Origin of the sequence: Leifsonia sp. NPDC058194, from assembly GCF_042883605.1 — a bacterium.
Classification (GTDB): domain Bacteria; phylum Actinomycetota; class Actinomycetes; order Actinomycetales; family Microbacteriaceae; genus Leifsonia.
The window spans coordinates 24,748-41,380 of record NZ_JBHVVL010000001.1; the positions used below are offsets into that span (position 1 = coordinate 24,748).

At 69.3% G+C, this 16,633-nt stretch carries 15 protein-coding genes and 1 tRNA gene; 5 read left to right on the top strand and 11 right to left on the bottom strand.

Translation table 11 applies throughout. From position 1 onward, the window contains the following. Positions 1-67 precede the first annotated feature (67 nt). Genes ACFVU2_RS00105 through topA form a run of 4 tightly spaced genes read right to left on the bottom strand, consistent with a single transcriptional unit; the run spans position 68 to position 6,262 of the window. On the bottom strand, positions 68-1,624 hold the full coding sequence (locus ACFVU2_RS00105) for an alpha/beta hydrolase (RefSeq protein WP_387869656.1): 1,557 nt from the start codon (positions 1,622-1,624) through the stop codon (positions 68-70). Then, positions 1,621-2,787: a DNA polymerase III subunit delta' gene (locus tag ACFVU2_RS00110; protein WP_387869658.1), complete on the bottom strand. Its 1,167-nt coding sequence runs from the start codon at positions 2,785-2,787 to the stop codon at positions 1,621-1,623. The genes ACFVU2_RS00105 and ACFVU2_RS00110 overlap by 4 nt, the downstream gene beginning before the upstream one ends. Positions 2,788-2,825: 38 nt before the next feature. After that, positions 2,826-3,443 (bottom strand): dTMP kinase, encoded by a 618-nt coding sequence (tmk, locus tag ACFVU2_RS00115; protein WP_387869660.1) that lies wholly within the window; start codon positions 3,441-3,443, stop codon positions 2,826-2,828. Further along, positions 3,440-6,262 carry a type I DNA topoisomerase gene (gene topA, locus ACFVU2_RS00120; protein WP_387869662.1) on the bottom strand — a complete coding sequence of 941 codons (2,823 nt, stop codon included), beginning with the start codon at positions 6,260-6,262 and terminating at the stop codon, positions 3,440-3,442. Before topA ends, tmk begins: the two co-directional genes overlap by 4 nt. Positions 6,263-6,507: 245 nt before the next feature. On the opposite strand from topA, the gene ACFVU2_RS00125 reads away from it, so the two are divergent. Continuing rightward, the gene (locus ACFVU2_RS00125; RefSeq protein WP_387869664.1) at positions 6,508-6,756 is read left to right on the top strand and encodes a hypothetical protein; all 249 of its coding nucleotides are present in this window, start codon (positions 6,508-6,510) and stop codon (positions 6,754-6,756) included. 6 nt (positions 6,757-6,762) lie between these two features. Here the strand turns inward: ACFVU2_RS00125 and ACFVU2_RS00130 are convergent, their stop codons facing one another. From ACFVU2_RS00130 to ACFVU2_RS00150, 5 genes are all read right to left on the bottom strand, one after another. Next, positions 6,763-7,128, bottom strand: coding sequence for an Rv3654c family TadE-like protein (locus ACFVU2_RS00130; RefSeq protein WP_387869665.1), 366 nt, complete (start codon positions 7,126-7,128; stop codon positions 6,763-6,765). Further along, positions 7,115-7,444, bottom strand: coding sequence for a TadE family type IV pilus minor pilin (locus ACFVU2_RS00135; protein WP_387869667.1), 330 nt, complete (start codon positions 7,442-7,444; stop codon positions 7,115-7,117). Before ACFVU2_RS00135 ends, ACFVU2_RS00130 begins: the two co-directional genes overlap by 14 nt. 16 nt (positions 7,445-7,460) lie before the next feature. Then, a complete protein-coding gene (locus tag ACFVU2_RS00140) occupies positions 7,461-7,616 on the bottom strand; it encodes a DUF4244 domain-containing protein (RefSeq protein WP_387869669.1) in 156 nt (51 codons plus the stop codon). 155 nt (positions 7,617-7,771) lie between these two features. After that, a complete protein-coding gene (locus tag ACFVU2_RS00145) occupies positions 7,772-8,623 on the bottom strand; it encodes a type II secretion system F family protein (protein WP_387869671.1) in 852 nt (283 codons plus the stop codon). Positions 8,624-8,745: 122 nt separating this feature from the next. Continuing rightward, complete coding sequence (locus ACFVU2_RS00150; protein WP_387869673.1) at positions 8,746-9,750, bottom strand: TadA family conjugal transfer-associated ATPase; 1,005 nt, start codon at positions 9,748-9,750, stop codon at positions 8,746-8,748. 369 nt (positions 9,751-10,119) lie between these two features. On the opposite strand from ACFVU2_RS00150, the gene acs reads away from it, so the two are divergent. Beyond that, entirely contained in the window at positions 10,120-12,069 is a 1,950-nt protein-coding gene (gene acs / locus ACFVU2_RS00155; RefSeq protein ID WP_387869675.1) for an acetate--CoA ligase, read from the top strand. Positions 12,070-12,133: 64 nt separating this feature from the next. On the opposite strand, the gene ACFVU2_RS00160 is transcribed toward acs, so the two are convergent. Both ACFVU2_RS00160 and ACFVU2_RS00165 read right to left on the bottom strand, forming a co-directional pair. Further along, the gene (locus ACFVU2_RS00160) at positions 12,134-12,604 is read right to left on the bottom strand and encodes a RidA family protein (protein WP_387869677.1); all 471 of its coding nucleotides are present in this window, start codon (positions 12,602-12,604) and stop codon (positions 12,134-12,136) included. Beyond that, a complete protein-coding gene (locus ACFVU2_RS00165) occupies positions 12,604-12,771 on the bottom strand; it encodes a hypothetical protein (protein WP_387869679.1) in 168 nt (55 codons plus the stop codon). Before ACFVU2_RS00165 ends, ACFVU2_RS00160 begins: the two co-directional genes overlap by 1 nt. A gap of 52 nt (positions 12,772-12,823) precedes the next feature. Between ACFVU2_RS00165 and ACFVU2_RS00170 the strand changes: the two genes are divergently transcribed. The 3 genes from ACFVU2_RS00170 (at position 12,824) to ACFVU2_RS00180 (ending at position 16,496) form a co-directional block, all read left to right on the top strand. Further along, entirely contained in the window at positions 12,824-15,373 is a 2,550-nt protein-coding gene (locus tag ACFVU2_RS00170; protein WP_387869681.1) for a transglycosylase domain-containing protein, read from the top strand. Beyond that, the gene (locus tag ACFVU2_RS00175; protein WP_387869683.1) at positions 15,373-16,356 is read left to right on the top strand and encodes a metallophosphoesterase; all 984 of its coding nucleotides are present in this window, start codon (positions 15,373-15,375) and stop codon (positions 16,354-16,356) included. The genes ACFVU2_RS00170 and ACFVU2_RS00175 overlap by 1 nt, the downstream gene beginning before the upstream one ends. Positions 16,357-16,419: 63 nt before the next feature. Then, positions 16,420-16,496: transfer RNA gene (locus ACFVU2_RS00180), tRNA-Pro, on the top strand. The last annotated feature ends 137 nt before the right edge of the window (positions 16,497-16,633 follow it).

The window sequence follows — 16,633 nt, forward strand, 5'->3', positions numbered from 1 at the left end:
TTTCACCCTCTGCAAAATTGCACCACTCGATCGCGCCTGTGTGACGGAACGTCGCACAGTGGTGCGCTCAGCACGTCTTCCCCTCGGCGGGCAGCGTCCCCTTCACGAGGAAGTCGTCGACCGTGTTGTTCACGCACGAGTTCGACTTGTTGTACGCGGTGTGGCCCTCGCCCTTGTAGGTGAGCAGGTGGCCGTTCTCCAGTTCCCCTGCCAGGTTCTTCGCCCACACGTACGGGGTCGCCGGGTCGTTCGTGGTGCCGACGACCAGGATGGGAGCGGAGCCCGCGGCCGCGATCGACCCGCGCTTCACGGTCGTCTTGTACGGCCAGGTCGCGCAGCCGATGTCGCCGTAGGCCATGTACGGACCGATCACCGGCGCGTCCACGGCCAGCTCCGCCGCTTGTGCGCGCATGGTGGCAGGGTCGGCGTCGTACGAGTAGTCCAGGCAGTTGATCGCCATGAACGCCTCGGTGGAGTTGTCGGAGTACGTGCCGTCGCTGTCGCGGCTGTTGTAGGCGTCCGCGAGGGTGAACGCGACGGAGGCGCTCCCCCGCATCACCGACTCGAACATCTGGCTCAGGTACGACCAGCCGTTCGCGTCGTAGAGCGGGTAGATGATGGCGGTGACGAGGGTGTTCGCGCCGAGCTCGCGGCCGTCCGCGTTGCGGATCGGGCTCTTCTCGACCGAGGCGAGCAGCGCCGAGATGGTCTTCATTGCGTCGTCGACGGTGCCGTTGAACGGGCAGTCCTTCTGGGTGAGGCAGTCCTTGAGATACGCCCGCAGAGCGCTCTCGAAGCCCTGCGCCTGCACCTTGGTCACGTCGAAGTTGCTGGCGGCCGGGTCGAGGGCGCCGTCGAGGACCAGGCGCCCGGTCTTGCCGGGGTAGAGGTCGGCGTAGACGGCGCCGAGATACGTGCCGTACGAGTACCCGAGGTAGTTGAGCTTGGTGTCCCCGAGCACTGCCCGGAGCAGGTCGAGATCGCGGGCGGCGCTCACCGTGTCGACCTGATCGAGCAGCGCGCCGGTGTTCGTGGAGCAGGCCGCGCCGAACTGCGTGGATGCCTTCGCGTTGGCGGCGATCCACTCGTCCGATCCGCGGACTCCGGGGGTGATGTCGTAGAGGTAGCCGTCCATCTGCTTCGCGTCGTAGCACTTCACGGCGGTGGAACGTCCGACTCCGCGCGGGTCGAAGCCGACCACGTCGAAGTGGTCCTGAAGCGTGCTGTCGGTCGCATAGCCGACGCTGTCCTTGACGAAGTCGTAACCGGAGGCTCCCGGTCCGCCCGGGTTGACCAGCAGGGACCCCTGCTTCGTCCCCTTGGCCTTCTGGCGGATGAGCGCCAGCTCGACCTGCCCGGCGGCCGGATCGTCCCACTTGAGGGGCGCCTTCGCGGTGGCGCACTGCATGCCCCCGGAGCAGTTGCTCCACGACAGCACCTGCCCGTAGAACGGCTTCAGTGCCGCCGACACGTCCTCCTGCACCGGCGTCGAGGTGGCCGCCGTCTTCGGCGGGATGAACCACGTCACGCAGCCGGTCAACGTGAGTGCCGCGATCGCGGCGACGGCGACCGTCGCCAGGCGCAGCGCGCGACGGCCGGAGCGGGTGCCCGAACGGGTGGTCACAGGTCGGTCCCCTTTCGCGCGGCGGCGCCGCGAAGGATGGTGGTGAGCATGGCCTCCAGCGCCAGCGCCGGTGCGACGTTGCCGTCGATCCGCTCGCGGGCGGTCTGGACCGCGTCCATGGCCGCGAGCGTAGCGGCGGGAGTCGTATGAGTGCTGAGAGCCTCGAGGCGCTCGATCAGTTCGAGGTTCACGAGTTCACTGGCGCTGCCGAGCTGCAGCATCATCACGTCGCGATAGAGCGATTGGAGGTCGACCAGGATCCGGTCGATCCCGTCGCGCAGGCTCCGCGTCGCGCGCCTCTTCTGGTCCTCCTCGAGTTGGCGGAGCTGACCGCGGAGCGCAGGAGGGACGGTGCCGCCCGGCTCGACCCCGAGCGAGCGCAGGGCGTGCTCGCGCTCTCCGGCGTCACGCTCCAGGGTGATCGCCTTCGCGTCGGCGCCGGCGATCTCCAGCAACGAGGCGGCCGCGAGCACGGCGCCCGAGACGGAACGGACGCCGAGAGCGAGGGTCAGCGTCTCGGATCGGCGGCGGCGTGCCTCCTCGTTGGTGGCCAGACGGTGCGCCATCCCGATGTGGCTCTGCGCGTGACGGGCCGCACGCTCGGCGGTCGCGGCATCGACGCCGTCACGGCGTTCGATCAGCGCGGCGACATCGGCGACGCTCGGCACCTTCAGCCGTACCGTGCGGACGCGGGACCGGATGGTCGGCAGCAGGTCGGCGTCGCTGGGTGCGCAGAGGATCCAGACGGTGCGCTCCGGCGGCTCCTCCAGTGCCTTGAGGAGGACGTTGGAGGTGCGTTCGCTCATGCGGTCGGCGTCTTCGATGACCATCACCCGGTACCGGCCGACCGACGGCGAGAACTGCGAGCTCGAGACGAGGGTGCGCACCTCGTCGATCGAGATGATGACGCGTTCGGTGCTGAGGACGGCGAGGTCGGGATGCGTGCGTGCTTCGACCTGCCGTTGTGCGGCCAGGTCGCCGTCCGGTGTCCCCGGGCTGAGCAGGGCGGTCGCGAAGGCGTAGGCCAGGTTCGAGCGCCCGGATCCGGGCGGCCCGGTGATCAGCCACGAATGGGTCATGCTGCGGGCGTCGGCGCCTGCAGCGGCGGCGCGGACGATGGCGATGGCGTCGTCCTGCCCCGTCAGGTCGTCCCACACTGCCATACGTTCCAGGCTAGCGCCCACGACGGACACCGGCTCCGTCAGACCCGGTCGGCGAGGCGCTGCCGGATGTCGGCTGCGATCTCGTCGACCGGACGCGATGCGTCCACCACCAGGAAGCGGTCGGGCTCCCCCGCCGCCAGTTCGAGGAAGGCGGCGCGCACCCGTGCGTGGAATTCGGAGCGTTCCGCCTCCAGCCGGTCGTAGCGGGTGCGGGAGGTGTCCAGACGGGCCCGTGCCGTGACCTCGTCGAGGTCGAGGAGGATCGTGAGGTCGGGCAGCAGCCCTTCCGTCGCCCAGAGGGAGAGGTCGCGGACCTCCTCGCCCCCGAGCACCCGGCCGGCGCCCTGATAGGCGACGGACGAGTCGATGTAGCGGTCCTGGACGACGACGTCGCCTCGCTCGAGTGCGGGGCGGACCAGGGTGGCCACGTGGTGCGCGCGGTCGGCCGCATAGAGCAGCGCCTCGGCACGGGGTGCGATGTCGCCTCGATGGTGGAGCACGATCTCGCGGATCTCGACTCCGGCGTCCGTCCCTCCGGGCTCGCGCGTGCGCACGACCGTGCGCCCGCGCGACTCGAGCCACTCCGTCAGGAGAGCGGCCTGGGTCGATTTGCCGACCCCGTCGCCGCCCTCCAGCGTGATGAAGAGCCCGCTCACTCGGCCGCCGGCTTCGCCGCGGGAGCCTTCGTGGCGGCGGTCGTGGTCTTCTTCGCGGCCGCGGTGGTCTTCGTGGCGGCTGCCGTCTTCTTGGCCGCGGTCGTCTTGGCCGCTGTCGTCTTGGCGGGCGCCTTCCGCGCGGCCGGCTTCTTCGCGGCGGGCTTCTTGGCCGGACCCTTCGCCCGCTTGTCGGCGAGCAGCTGCACGGCGCGCTCGAAGTCGACCTCGTCGACCGTCTCGCCGCGCGGAATGGTCGCGTTGGTCTCGCCGTCGGTCACGTACGGGCCGAAGCGGCCGTCCTTGACCTTGATCGCCTTGCCACTGACCGGATCCGCGTCGAACTCCTTGAGGGCGCTGGAGGCACGGCGGTTGCCGTACTTCGGCTGCGCGAAGAGCTCTTGCGCCCCCGCGAGGTCGATCGTGAAGATGTCGTCCTCGGTGGTGAGCGAGCGGGTGTCCGTCCCCTTCTTCAGGTACGGGCCGTAGCGGCCGTTCGCAGCCTGGATCTCTTCGCCGCTCTCGGGGTCGGCGCCGACGACGCGCGGCAGGTCGAGCAGTTTGAGCGCCGTCTCCAGGTCGAGCGAGGCGATGTCCATCGACTTGAAGAGGGAGGCCGTGCGCGGTTTGGGCGCAGAGGCCTTCTTCGCGGGCTTCTTCTTCTCGACGACCTCTCCGGTCGTCGCGTCGGCCTGCGGGTCCTCTTCCGGTTCGGCCTCGGTCACATACGGTCCGAATCGGCCGTCCTTCGCGAGGACGATCTTGCCGGTCTCGGGGTTGGAGCCGAGCACGCGGTCGGTCTGCACCGGGGCGTCGATCAGCTCGCGGGCCTTGGCCGGGGTGAGCTCGTCCGGCGCCAGCTCGGGCGGGAGGTTCACCCGTCGCGGAGTCGCGTCCTCGGCCGCGTCCGGCTCCACCACCTCGAGGTAGGGGCCGTACTTGCCGATGCGCAGGGTCACGCCGTCGTCGATCGCGATCGAGTTGATGCTGCGTGCGTCGATCTCGCCCAGGTTGTCGATGACCCGGCGCAGTCCCTTGTGCTTGTCGCTGCCGAAGTAGAAGCTGTTCAGCCAGTCGATCCGCTCGGCCGCGCCGTCGGCGATGCGGTCGAGGTCGTCCTCCATCTCGGCGGTGAAGTCGTACTGCACGAGGTCTCCGAAGTACTCCTCCAGCAGGCGGACGACCGAGAACGCGACCCAGCTGGGCACGAGCGCCTGGCCGCGCTGCGTGACGTAGCCGCGGTCGATGATCGTGGAGATGATGCTCGCGAAGGTGGAGGGGCGTCCGATGCCGAGCTCTTCCAGCGTCTTCACGAGGCTCGCCTCGGTGTAGCGCGGGGGCGGCGTGGTCTCGTGGCCGTCGGCCTCGACCTCGGTCACGGCGAGCGCCTGCTCGGGCTCGAGCGGCGGCAGCTTGGCCTCCGCCGAGTCGGACGCGTTGCGCTCCTCGTCCTTGCTCTCCTCGTATGCGTTGAGGAAGCCGCGGAACGTGATCACGGTGCCGCTGGCGGTGAACTCCGCGACCGATCCGTCGAGCGTGCCCTCGGTGATCGTCGCAGCGACCGTGACGGAGGCCGTCTGGCCCTTTGCGTCGGCCATCTGCGAGGCGACGGTGCGCTTCCAGATCAGGTCGTAGAGGCGGAACTCGTTGCCCCGGAGCACCTTCTCGAGCTCGGAGGGCGTGCGGAACACCTCTCCAGACGGTCGGATCGCCTCGTGCGCCTCCTGGGCGTTCTTGCTCTTCGATGCGTAGGTGCGGGGCTTGTCCGGCACGGTCTCGGGTCCGTACAGTTTCGCCGCCTGATTGCGAGCGGCCGTCGTCGCCTGCTGCGAGAGCGACGCCGAGTCGGTACGCATATAGGTGATGTAGCCGTTCTCGTAGAGCGTCTGGGCGACGCTCATCGTCTGGCGGGCAGAGAAGCGGAGCTTGCGGGCGGCCTCCTGCTGCAGCGTCGAGGTCGTGAACGGGGCGGCAGGCCGGCGCGAGTACGGCTTCGAGTCGACCTTCGAGACGGCGACGGCCGTGCTCGGCTGGCGGATGGCCGCGGCCAGGGTCTGTGCGGCCTCCTCATCGAGCGTCCGGGCGTCGGAGGTCAGGCGGCCGTGGTCGTCGAAGTCGCGGCCCGTCGCTACGCGGGACCCGTCGAGGCGGGCGAGGCGGCCCTGGAAGGACGCGGCGTCCTCCGGTGCGAGCTGGGCGGTCAGTCCCCAATAGGACGCCGGCACGAAGGCGAGGCGCTCGCGCTCACGGTCGACGACGAGGCGGGTCGCGGCGGATTGCACGCGACCGGCCGAGAGCCCGGGGCCGACCTTTCGCCAGAGCACGGGCGACACCTCGTACCCGTAGAGGCGGTCGAGGATGCGGCGGGTCTCCTGGGCGTCGACGAGGGCCGTGTCGATCTCGCGGGTGTTGTCGCGCGCCTTCTCGATCGCCTCGCGGGTGATCTCGTGGAACACCATCCGCTTGACCGGGACCTTGGGCTTGAGCACCTCGATGAGGTGCCACGCGATGGCCTCGCCCTCGCGGTCCTCATCCGTCGCGAGCAGGAGCTCGTCGGCGTTCTTGAGGGCGCGCTTGAGGTCGGCGACGGTCTTCTTCTTCTGGTCGGAGACGACGTAGTACGGCTCGAAGTCCTTCTCGACGTCGACCGAGAACTTCCCGAGCGACCCCTTCTTGAGCTCCGGCGGGAGGTTCTTGGGCTCGATCAGGTCGCGGATGTGGCCGACCGAGGCCATCACCTCGTATCCGTCGCCCAGGTACTGGGCGATCGACTTCACCTTGTTCGGAGACTCGACGATGACGAGTTTCTTCGTGTCAGGCACCTGACTCCTCTTATATGTACGACGATGTCGCCCCGACGATGTCGGTAGCACGCTTCCGCGGATGCGCCGCGGAGCCCGGTCCTCGGCGCAAAGCCGGACGAGCGTGGGCCGGACGGCCCAACAGGCAAACCATACACACCTTGTCCGGCGGTGTGCCTAATCCGGTCGTGCGCGTTCGCCCTCGGCGCAGGGGCCGACGGCCGATGATCTCTTGCGGCGGCGGGTGCGCCGAGGACAATGGAGGCATGGCAACGACATCACTGACGACGTACACCGCCAAGCTGACGGACGGCCCGCTCGAGGGCAAGACGATCACCACCGAATTCCTGGATTCCGGCGACCCCCGGCCGCGTCTGGAGATCCCCGCCTCCGGTGGCAAACGGTACCTCTACATCCGCGTGTCCGGGACGGACACCGAGTACGCCTCGGCCGATTCGAACGCGAACAGGCCGAGTGCGATCGGCTACCGGTACCGGGAGACGGTCTTCGACTGATCGGCGTCACGGACTCCTCCGGCGTCGAGGAGGGCCTGCGCGCGCTCGGCCGGTCACCCTCATGCCCCCGGGGATTCCGACGCCGACGGTGACGGTCATACGTACGCCGTCCGCCGCGCAATCGTCGAGGTCGGCACCGTTGGCCTCCGCCACTCGCGACGCGGCCGCGCACGGTTCGTCACCGATCCTTCCCACCGCTGCATCCGCCGCCCCCAGCGCCGCCAGGTCGGCGACCGCCGCCGCTCGCCGGTGGGCGATGTGGACTCCTCCCACCGCCAGGATCGCCACGAGCACGGCGATCATCGCGCCGACGATCGCGAGGACGACGACGCTCCCCGCCCCTCTCTCGCGTCCACCGTCACCCGGTCGCATCGATGGCCTCGTCCACGGCGCAGGCCCGGCCGCTGATCCGCAGCCCGGTCGCTCCCAGCCCCACGACGGCGCTCGGCGCCGAGAGCGTGACGCAGACCATCCCCTGCGACCGTTCGATCGTCCGATCGGGCTCCGGCTGCTGCGCCGTTCCGCCCACCGGATCCCCTCCCGCCGGATCCCCTCGGCCCAGCAGCCGTGCATCGACGGCGGCGGCATCGATGAGGCGGAGTTGCTGACCTCCCGCCTGGATCGCGCCGATCCCCACGGCCAGGCACACCAGTGCGGCGGGGAGGGCGGCCGCGAACTCCGCCGTCACGCTGCCGCGTTCGCCATCACCCTGCGACCGTGAGAGCACGATGCACCAGGTCGGTCAGGAGGCTGCGGACCTCGTCGCTGCGCAGGACCAGTGCGGGCAGGCCCGCGATCCCCACCGCGGCGACGGTGATGATCGCGTACTCCGCCGTCGCCGCGCCCGTCTCGTCCCGCACGATCTCTCTCGCGAGTCTTCTCGCTCTCGATCCGTCCATGTCTGCAGGTCCCCCTTCGTCGTCGGCCTCGGCTGGTTCCGCGTCTCGGCCCGTGCTCCTATCCTTCGGTGACGCCGGCCGCTGAGGGCGGTGCGCGCTCGATCGGTGGAGAACCGTCAGAACCCGGCGACGGTGGAGGAGATCAGACCGAGTACGACGGGACCGACGCCGAGCAGCAGGAACGAGGGAAGCACGCAGAGCGCGAGCGGCACGAGCAGGCGCACGCCCAGCGCGGCGGCCTCCCGTCGCCCCGCTGCCCGAGCCGACCGGCGACCGTGGGCCGCGGCCGAAGCGAGCAGTTCGGCCGCGGGCGCCCCGGCTCGTTCCGCGAGGCTCAGCGCATCGTCGACGGCACCACCGCCCGCCACCGCGAGACCGAGTCGGTCGGTGGTCCGGCTGACGAGACCTCGCGCCCCCTCGATCGAATGGCCGGCGCGCAGCGCGATCACCAGGAGTTCCTCCTCCACCCCGGGCAGTTCGCCGCGCGGGGTGGCCCGGCGGACCAGCGCCGCCGTCCACTGCCGCCCGGCCACGGCCAGCAGCGCCCCTCCCGCGAGCAGTCCGAGACCGATGGTCGACCTGCTCAGCACACCCACGACGTCGACGCCCAGGAGCATCGCGAACCCGATCCCGACGAGCGGCAACCACCCCACCAGACGCGCCGTCGAGCGGGGCCCGCTGAGGGCGACCTCCACCTCACGGACGACCTCGGCCCTGTCCCGCAGCGCCGTCGCCGCGCCTCGGAGGGAGGGACCCAACGGCGAACCGGCGGAGACGGCGACGACCCAGGATGCGGCGAGCGCCGCCATCCCGTCCCCCTGTGACCGTTCGGCCACGCCGACGAGCGCGTCGTCGACCGGCTCGCCGGCTCTGACGCGGGCGGCCACCTGTCCGACGAGGGGATGCCGGCTCGCCTCTCCGACGAATCCCCAGGCCGACGCCGGGGCGATTCCCGCGTCGAGCAGCACCGCCAGCCCTTCTGCAGCGGACGCGATCTGCTCGGCGTCCGCCTCGTCGTCACTCGTCCTCCGGCGCGGTGAAGGCCACCCGAGACCACCGTGCGCCTTCCGCCTACGCCCGCCCAGCGCCTTCACCGGCCGCCGACCCGAAGACGAGGATCGCCGGGTTCCTCCACCGAGCGCACGCCGAGCCGGCCATCCTCGTCGAGGACGAGCCGTCCGAAGCCGGCCACACGGCGACTCGACCCGGTGCGCTCGACGTGGACGACCAGGCCGATAGCGGCGACCGCCTGACGTGCGAGCGCGCGCTCGCTCAAGCCTGCGAGGGCGCCCAGAGCTTCGAGCCGAGCCGGAACGTCGAGGAGGGAGTTCGCGTGCAGCGTCCCCGCCCCGCCGTCATGACCGGTGTTCAGCGCGCCCAGGAGGTCCCGCACCTCTTCGCCACGACACTCCCCCAGCACCAAACGGTCCGGGCGCATCCGGAGCGCCTCGCGCACGAGTCGCCGCAGATCGACGCCACCGGCCCCCTCCAGGTTCGGTTGACGGGTCTGAAGCCCGACGACGTGCGGATGCGGGATGCGCAGCTCGGCGACGTCTTCGATCACCACGATCCTCTCCGTCGGCGGGGCGTGGGCGAGGACGGCCGCGAGGAGCGTGGTCTTGCCTGCTCCGCCGGCACCGGTCACCAGCAGGTTCGCACGATCGGCGACCGCCCGTGCGAGGTCGGCGTATTGGGGCGCGGTGAGGGATCCCGCTTCGACGAGATCGGCCAGGGTGAGCACCTCGTGGCGCGGGATGCGGATGGAGAGGAGGGTGCCGCCCGTCGAGACCGGCGGGAGCACCGCATGCACTCGCACCCCTCCGCGCAACCGGACGTCGACGAATGGCGTCGCCTCGTCGATGTGCCGCCCGCCGCGCGAGATGAGCTGAACGGCGAGGCGACGCACCTCCGGCTCGTCGGCGTGCCACGCGTCGATGCGATGGAGCCCGCGCGGCCCTCCGTCGCTCCAGAGCTCGCCCGACGCCGTGACGAACAGGTCGGTGATGCCGGGGTGCTGGAGGTAGGGCGCCAGCATCCCGAAGGTCTCCCACAGTCCGGGCTCGGCGGGACGCGGAGATCGCGATTCGGTGAACATCCTCCGAGCCAACGGCATCGCGCAGGCAGGGACGTCTCCTGCACGCGATCGGTGGATCGACCGCGTGACGGGAGGAGCTGTGGATGAGAGCACGCCGGGCAGCACCGCCCGAGACAACCGACACCTGGCGTCCGGTTAAAAAAAGGGGGGCCGCACCTATTGGGGGGAACAGGTGCGGCCACTGCGGCGCAGGATTGGGGGGAATCGTTTGCGCCGCACGCACGAATTTACATTCGGCCGGGGTCAAGTTTACGCGGAATCAATGCAAACGCAAGTCTCCGGTCGCCGGGTCTTCCCGACGTTGTAGAGTCAGGCATTGTCGCGCCACGACAGAACAATCAGCATCGCAAAGGAGCGAACAGCCTCCCCATGAGCAACACAATCGACAATCTGCTCCATGAAGCCCGCCGGTTCACCCCGTCGGAGGAGTTCGCCGCGAACGCGGTGGCGACAGCCGACCTCTACGATCGCGCATCCGCCGACCGGCTCGGCTTCTGGGCCGACCAGTCCCGCGAGCTCCTTCACTGGCACAAGCCGTTCACCCGGACTCTCGACTGGACGAACCCGCCGTTCGCGAAGTGGTTCGACGACGGCGAGCTCAACGTCGCCTACAACTGCCTCGACCGGCACGTGCTGGCCGGCAACGGCGATCGCGTGGCGATCCACTGGGAGGGCGAGCCGGGAGACTCCGTGTCCCTCACGTACGCCGAGCTCACCGCGGAGGTGAAGAAGGCCGCCAACCTGCTCACCAGTCTGGGCATCCACGCCGGCGACCGTGTCGCCATCTACCTGCCGATGATCCCCGAGGCGGTCATCGCTATGCTCGCCGTCGCGCGCATCGGCGCCGTGCACTCCGTCGTCTTCGGCGGATTCAGTGCCGAGAGCCTGCGCTCGCGGATCGACGACGCCGAGGCGAAGCTCGTCATCACGGCCGACGGCGGCTGGCGCAAGGGCCGGGTGTTCCCGCTCAAGGACGCCGTCGACGCCGCGCTGACCGGTTCCGAGAGCTCGGTCGAGCACGTCCTCGTCGTCAAGCGCGGCGGGAACGACGTCGCCTGGACCGACGGTCGCGACCTGTGGTGGCACGACGAGATCGCCCAGGTGGATGCCGACCACGTCGCCAAGGCGTTCCCTGCGGAGCAGCCGCTCTTCATCCTCTATACCTCCGGCACCACCGGGAAGCCGAAGGGCATCCTCCACACTTCCGGCGGATACCTGACGCAGACCGCGTTCACCCACAAGAACGTCTTCGACCTGCACGCCGAGAGCGACGTCTACTGGTGCTCCGCGGACGTGGGCTGGATCACCGGTCACAGCTACGTCGTCTACGGCCCCCTCGCGAACGGCGCGACGCAGGTGCTCTACGAGGGCACGCCGGAGACCCCGCACCCCGGCCGCTGGTGGGAGATCATCGAGAAGTACAAGGTGTCGATCTTCTACACCGCGCCGACCGCCATCCGGTCGTTCATGAAGCTCGGGCGCCAGCACCCGCAGCAGTTCGACCTCTCGAGCCTCCGCGTGCTCGGATCGGTGGGCGAGCCCATCAACCCCGAGGCCTGGATGTGGTACCGGGAGGTCATCGGCGGCGGCGGGACCCCGATCGTCGACACCTGGTGGCAGACCGAGACCGGGGCGATCATGATCTCCGCGCTGCCCGGCGTGACCACCCTCAAGCCCGGCAGTGCGCAGGTGCCGCTGCCCGGCGTCTCGATCGAGATCCTCGACGAGGCCGGGGTCGCCGTCGGCAAGGACCAGGGCGGTCTGCTCGTCGTCACCGAGCCGTGGCCGAGCATGCTCCGCGGCATCTGGGGCGACCCGGACCGATTCGTGGAGACCTACTGGTCGAAGTTCGGCGACAAGTACTTCGCCGGCGACGGGGCGCGCTACGACAAGGACGGCGAGATCTGGCTCCTGGGCCGGGTGGACGACGTCATGAACGTCTCGGGCCACCGGCTCTCGACCGCGGAGATCGAGTCGGCGCTGGTCGCCCACCCGCTCACGGCCGAGGCAGCGGTGGTCGGCGCGGCCGACGAGACGACCGGCCAGGCTGTCGTCGCCTTCGTCATCATCAAGGAGAACCAGCTCGAGACAGCGCAGTCGATCGACGTCGCGGCCGAGCTGCGCAAGCACGTTGCGGAGCAGATCGGGGCGATCGCCCGCCCGCGCGACATCTTCGTCGTCACCGAGCTGCCCAAGACCCGCTCGGGCAAGATCATGCGCCGGCTGCTGAAGGATGTCGCGGAAGGCCGCGAAGTGGGCGACACGACGACGCTCGCCGACACTGCCGTGATGAGCTCCATCCAGAGCAAGCTCTCCTAGGCGGCGGGAACGACGAAGGGGCGGTGCCGTGCGGCACCGCCCCTTCGCACATCTGCGGCGCGGACTACTCGAACGCGACCACGATCTCGACCTCGACGGGCGAGTCGAGCGGCAGCACGGCGACGCCGACGGCGGAACGGGCGTGCACGCCGGATTCGCCGAAGATCTCGCCGAGCACCTCGGAGGCGCCGTTGATCACGCCCGGCTGCCCGGTGAACGACGGGTCGGAGGCGACGAACCCGACGACCTTCACGACGCGCGTGACGCGGTCGAGCGAGCCGAGCACGCTCTTCACCGCGGCGAGCGCGTTGAGAGCGCAGGTGCGGGCGTACTCCTTGGCGTCGGCGGCCGGGATCAGTCCGTGGCCTTCGCCGACCTTGCCGGTCGCGGGCAGTGCGCCGGCGACCATCGGGAGCTGACCGGAGGTGTAGACGTGGCCGCCGTCGACGACGGCGGGAGTGTAGGCGGCGACGGGCGGCACGACGTCCGGGAGGTCGATCCCGAGCTCGGCCAGGCGGGCCTCGACGGCGCCCATCAGGCGTCCGCCCCGTCGCTCACGGGACGCTTGAGGTAGGCCACCAGGCCGCCTTCCGGACCCGTCACCACCTGCACCAGTTCCCACCCCTCCGAGCCCCAGTTGTTGAGGATGGCGGCGGTGTTGTGGATCATCAGGGGCGTCGTGAGGTATTCCCAGCGCGGCATCGTGCTCCTTGCGTTCGGGCCGTTTATCAGGTTGATCACCTACTCTGATCCTATGTCTGCGAAAAAACCACGGGCTAGAGGTGTGCTCGGTGCAGTCGGCGCGTTCGTCGGCATGAGCGCCGTCGCCGGCCTCTTGGTCACTGCCGCTGTCACGCCGGCGATCGCCGTGACCGGTATGGCCGCCAACAACGGGATCGGCGTCTTCGAGGGCCTCCCCGAGTATCTCGAGATCGGCACGCTCGCCCAGCCGACAACCATCTACGCGAAGAAGGCCGACGGCTCCGACCTCGCTCTCGCGACCTTCTACTCCCAGAACCGGCTCCCCGTCACGTTCGGCCAGATCTCCCAGGCCGCCAAGGATGCCGCGATCGCTGGCGAGGACCCGCGCTTCTACAGCCACGGCGGCGTCGACATCCAAGGCACAATGCGTGGCGTCCTGTCGACTGTCTCCGGCGGCGGGGTGCAGGGCGGATCGTCGATCACTCAGCAGTACGTCAAGAACGTGCTGTTGCAGAAGTGCGAGGCGATGCCCGTCAAGACGGACGAGCAGAAGAAGGCGTACCAGGCCTGCGTCGACGACTCGACCGGCGTCACCCCCGACCGCAAGGTCAAGGAGATGAAGTACGCCATCGGGCTCGAGAAGAAGTACACGAAGGACCAGATCCTCGTCGGGTACCTCAACATCGCCGGCTTCGGCGGCTCGGTCTACGGCATCGAGGCGGCAGCGCACTACTACTTCAATACGACGGCGGCGGCGCTGACGCCCGCGCAGTCGGCCAGCCTCCTCGCCATCGTGAACGAGCCCACCTCGCTCAAGCTGGACAATCCGGACTCCGAGACGAACGGCGCAGCCAACGGCTACGCCAAGAACAAGGAGCGCCGCGACTACATCCTGCAGAAGATGTACCAGTACAAGAAGCTGACCAAGGCGCAGTTCGACGAGGCGATCAAAACGCCCGTCCAGCCGACGATCACCCCGTCGGTTCGCGGATGCCAGACGGCCGGTGGATCGGCGTACTTCTGCGACTACGTCCAGAAGATCTTCCTCAATGACCCCACGTTCGGCAAGGATGACGACACCCGCACGGCGAACTTCAACCGTGGCGGATACAAGATCTACACGACGCTCGACATCGATCTGCAGCGTGTCGCAGAAGACACCATCAACTCCTACGTGCCGAAGACCTACAAGGTCGACCTCGGCGGCGTCCTCGTCGGCGTGCAGCCCGGGACCGGGCGCGTGCTCTACATGGCGCAGAACAAGGACTACACGCAGGACGGGGACGAAGCAGCAAGCGACGCTCGATTCAGCGCGATCAACTACGCCACGGATTACGCCTTCGGTGGGTCCGGCGGGTTCCAGGTCGGATCGACGTACAAGGTGTTCACGCTGGCCGAGTGGCTGAAGCAGGGCCATTCGCTCAATGAGACCGTGAACGCGAATGTCAGGACGTACACCAAGTTCAAGAACTCGTGCACGGGAGACTGGTCCGGCAGCTACAAGCCGACGAACGACTCCGGCGGTGAAGAGGGTCAGCGCAGCGCACAGAACGCGACCACCAACTCGATCAACACGGCGTTCGTCTCGATGGCGTCCCAGCTGGACCTGTGCGAGATCAAGAAGGACGCCGAGGCGTTCGGAGTCCACACGGCCAACAACGCCGAGCTCAACTCCGATCCAGCATCGGTGCTCGGCACGAACAACATCGCGCCGCTGACCATGGCCACCGCGTTCGCGGGCATCGCCAACAACGGTCTCACGTGCAGCCCTGTGGCCATCGACAAGATCGTCGACGGCAGCGGCAAGGAGGTCGCACCTCCGGCGACCAAGTGCACGCAGTCGGTCGACCCGACGGTGGCGAACACCATGGCCAAGGCGCTTCAGGGACCCGTGCAGAACGGAACCGCGGCCGGGATGAACACCACCGGCAAGGACATGCTCGGCAAGACCGGTACGACCGACGGCAACGAGCAGCTCTGGCTCGTCGCGGCCACGACGAAGGTCGCGGGCGCGTACTGGGTCGGCAACATCACCGGACACCAGGACATGCGCCGTATCTACCCGACTCACGGCACGACACCGGCGATCGCGCGGACCGCGGTGCAGCGCACGATGATGGCTGCGGCCGTCGGCAAGTACGGCGGCGACGACTTCCCGGCCGCGCCGGACAAGCTCGTGCGTGGTGTCCAGATCGCGATCCCCGACCTGGCCGGCAAGTCGCCTGACGAGGCCAAGAACATCCTGAAAGGCCTCGGCCTGGAGAGCGCGGATGGCGGTCCGCAGGATTCCGTCCAGCCGAACGGCACCGTCTCTGCCACGGACCCGGCCGCCGGCAGCTCGGTGGGGAAGGGCACGGTGGTGACCGTCTACACGAGCACCGGCTCGCTGACCCCTGTTCCGAACGTCGTCGGGCAGAAGGCCTCGGATGCGCAGAAGGCGTTGACCAGTGCAGGGTTCAGCGTGAAGGTCGCCGGCAGCGGAGGCGGCGACGCCACGGTCCAGTCTCAGGATCCGGCCGCGAACACTCCGGCGAAGCAGGGCACGCAGATCACATTGACCGTGGCCGCGGCGAGCACCCCGCCGACGCCGGGCGGCGGCTAGTGGGCCGCGGCTCGGCTCTCCGCCCGCTGGGCACCGCTCTGGCGGTGCTCGGCGCGGCGGGGGCGGCGGCGTTCGCCTACGGGTCGCTCATCGAACGTCGCGCCTTCACTCTCCGTGAGGTGTCCGCGCCCGTCCTCCCGGCCGGTTCGGAGCCGATCCGCGTGCTGCACCTCTCCGATCTGCACATGGCGCCGTGGCAGCGTGACAAGCAGGAGTGGGTGCGCGCCCTCGCGGCACTGAAACCCGATCTCGTCATCGACACCGGCGACAACCTCAGCCACGAGAACGGCCTCGAGGGCGTCCGCGCGGCGCTCGACGCGTTCCGCGGCGTGCCCGGCGTCTTCGTCCACGGTTCGAACGACTACTTCGGTCCGCAGCTCAAGAATCCCCTCAAGTACTTCTCGGGGCCGTCGAAGAGGAACGGCTCCACCGCACCGCGGCTCGACACAGCCTCCCTCACGGCGTATCTCCGCGATCTCGGCTGGCTCGATCTCAACAACGCGGCCGGTTCGCTCGACATCCGCGGCACGCACCTGGAGCTGTTCGGCGTCGACGACCCGCATGTCCGCTACGACCGCGTGGAGGCCATCCCCGGCGCCCTGGACGAGCTCCGCGAGGACGACCCGTACAGCGACGACGCGACCTGGCCCGACGACGCACCGGCGGTCGCCCGCCCGACGGTGACCCTCGGCGTCGTCCATGCTCCCTATCGTCGGGTGCTGGATGCGTTCGTCACCTACGGGGCCGCGATGATCTTCGCCGGCCACACCCATGGCGGCCAGGTCTGCGTGCCCGGATACGGAGCGCTCGTCACCAATTGCGACATCCCGCGCAAGCAGGTCAAGGGGCTGAGTATCTGGCGTCACGCCTTCCGCTCCGCCTTCCTGAACGTCTCTGCCGGCCTCGGCACGTCGATCTACGCTCCGGTACGTTTCGCGTGCCGGCCCGAGGCGACGCTGGTGACCCTGACGGCAGCGGCGTGACCGCCCGAGTGGTCACGAGCACCCCTCGCGCTCGTGTATCCTAGATGAGGCCTTCAGGGCCATCGGGGTGTGGCGCAGCTTGGTAGCGCGCTTCGTTCGGGACGAAGAGGCCGCAGGTTCAAATCCTGTCACCCCGACCAGATAGTTGAAGACAGAAGAGGGGGGGTGGGGGAGCGGACCCCCCGCGTGAGTGGTATGGGGTGTGTGGGGGGGGGGTTACCCGCCCCCGGCCCGCGGGGGCCCCGGCGCCGCCCGACCCGCCCCGGGGGGCGGGGGT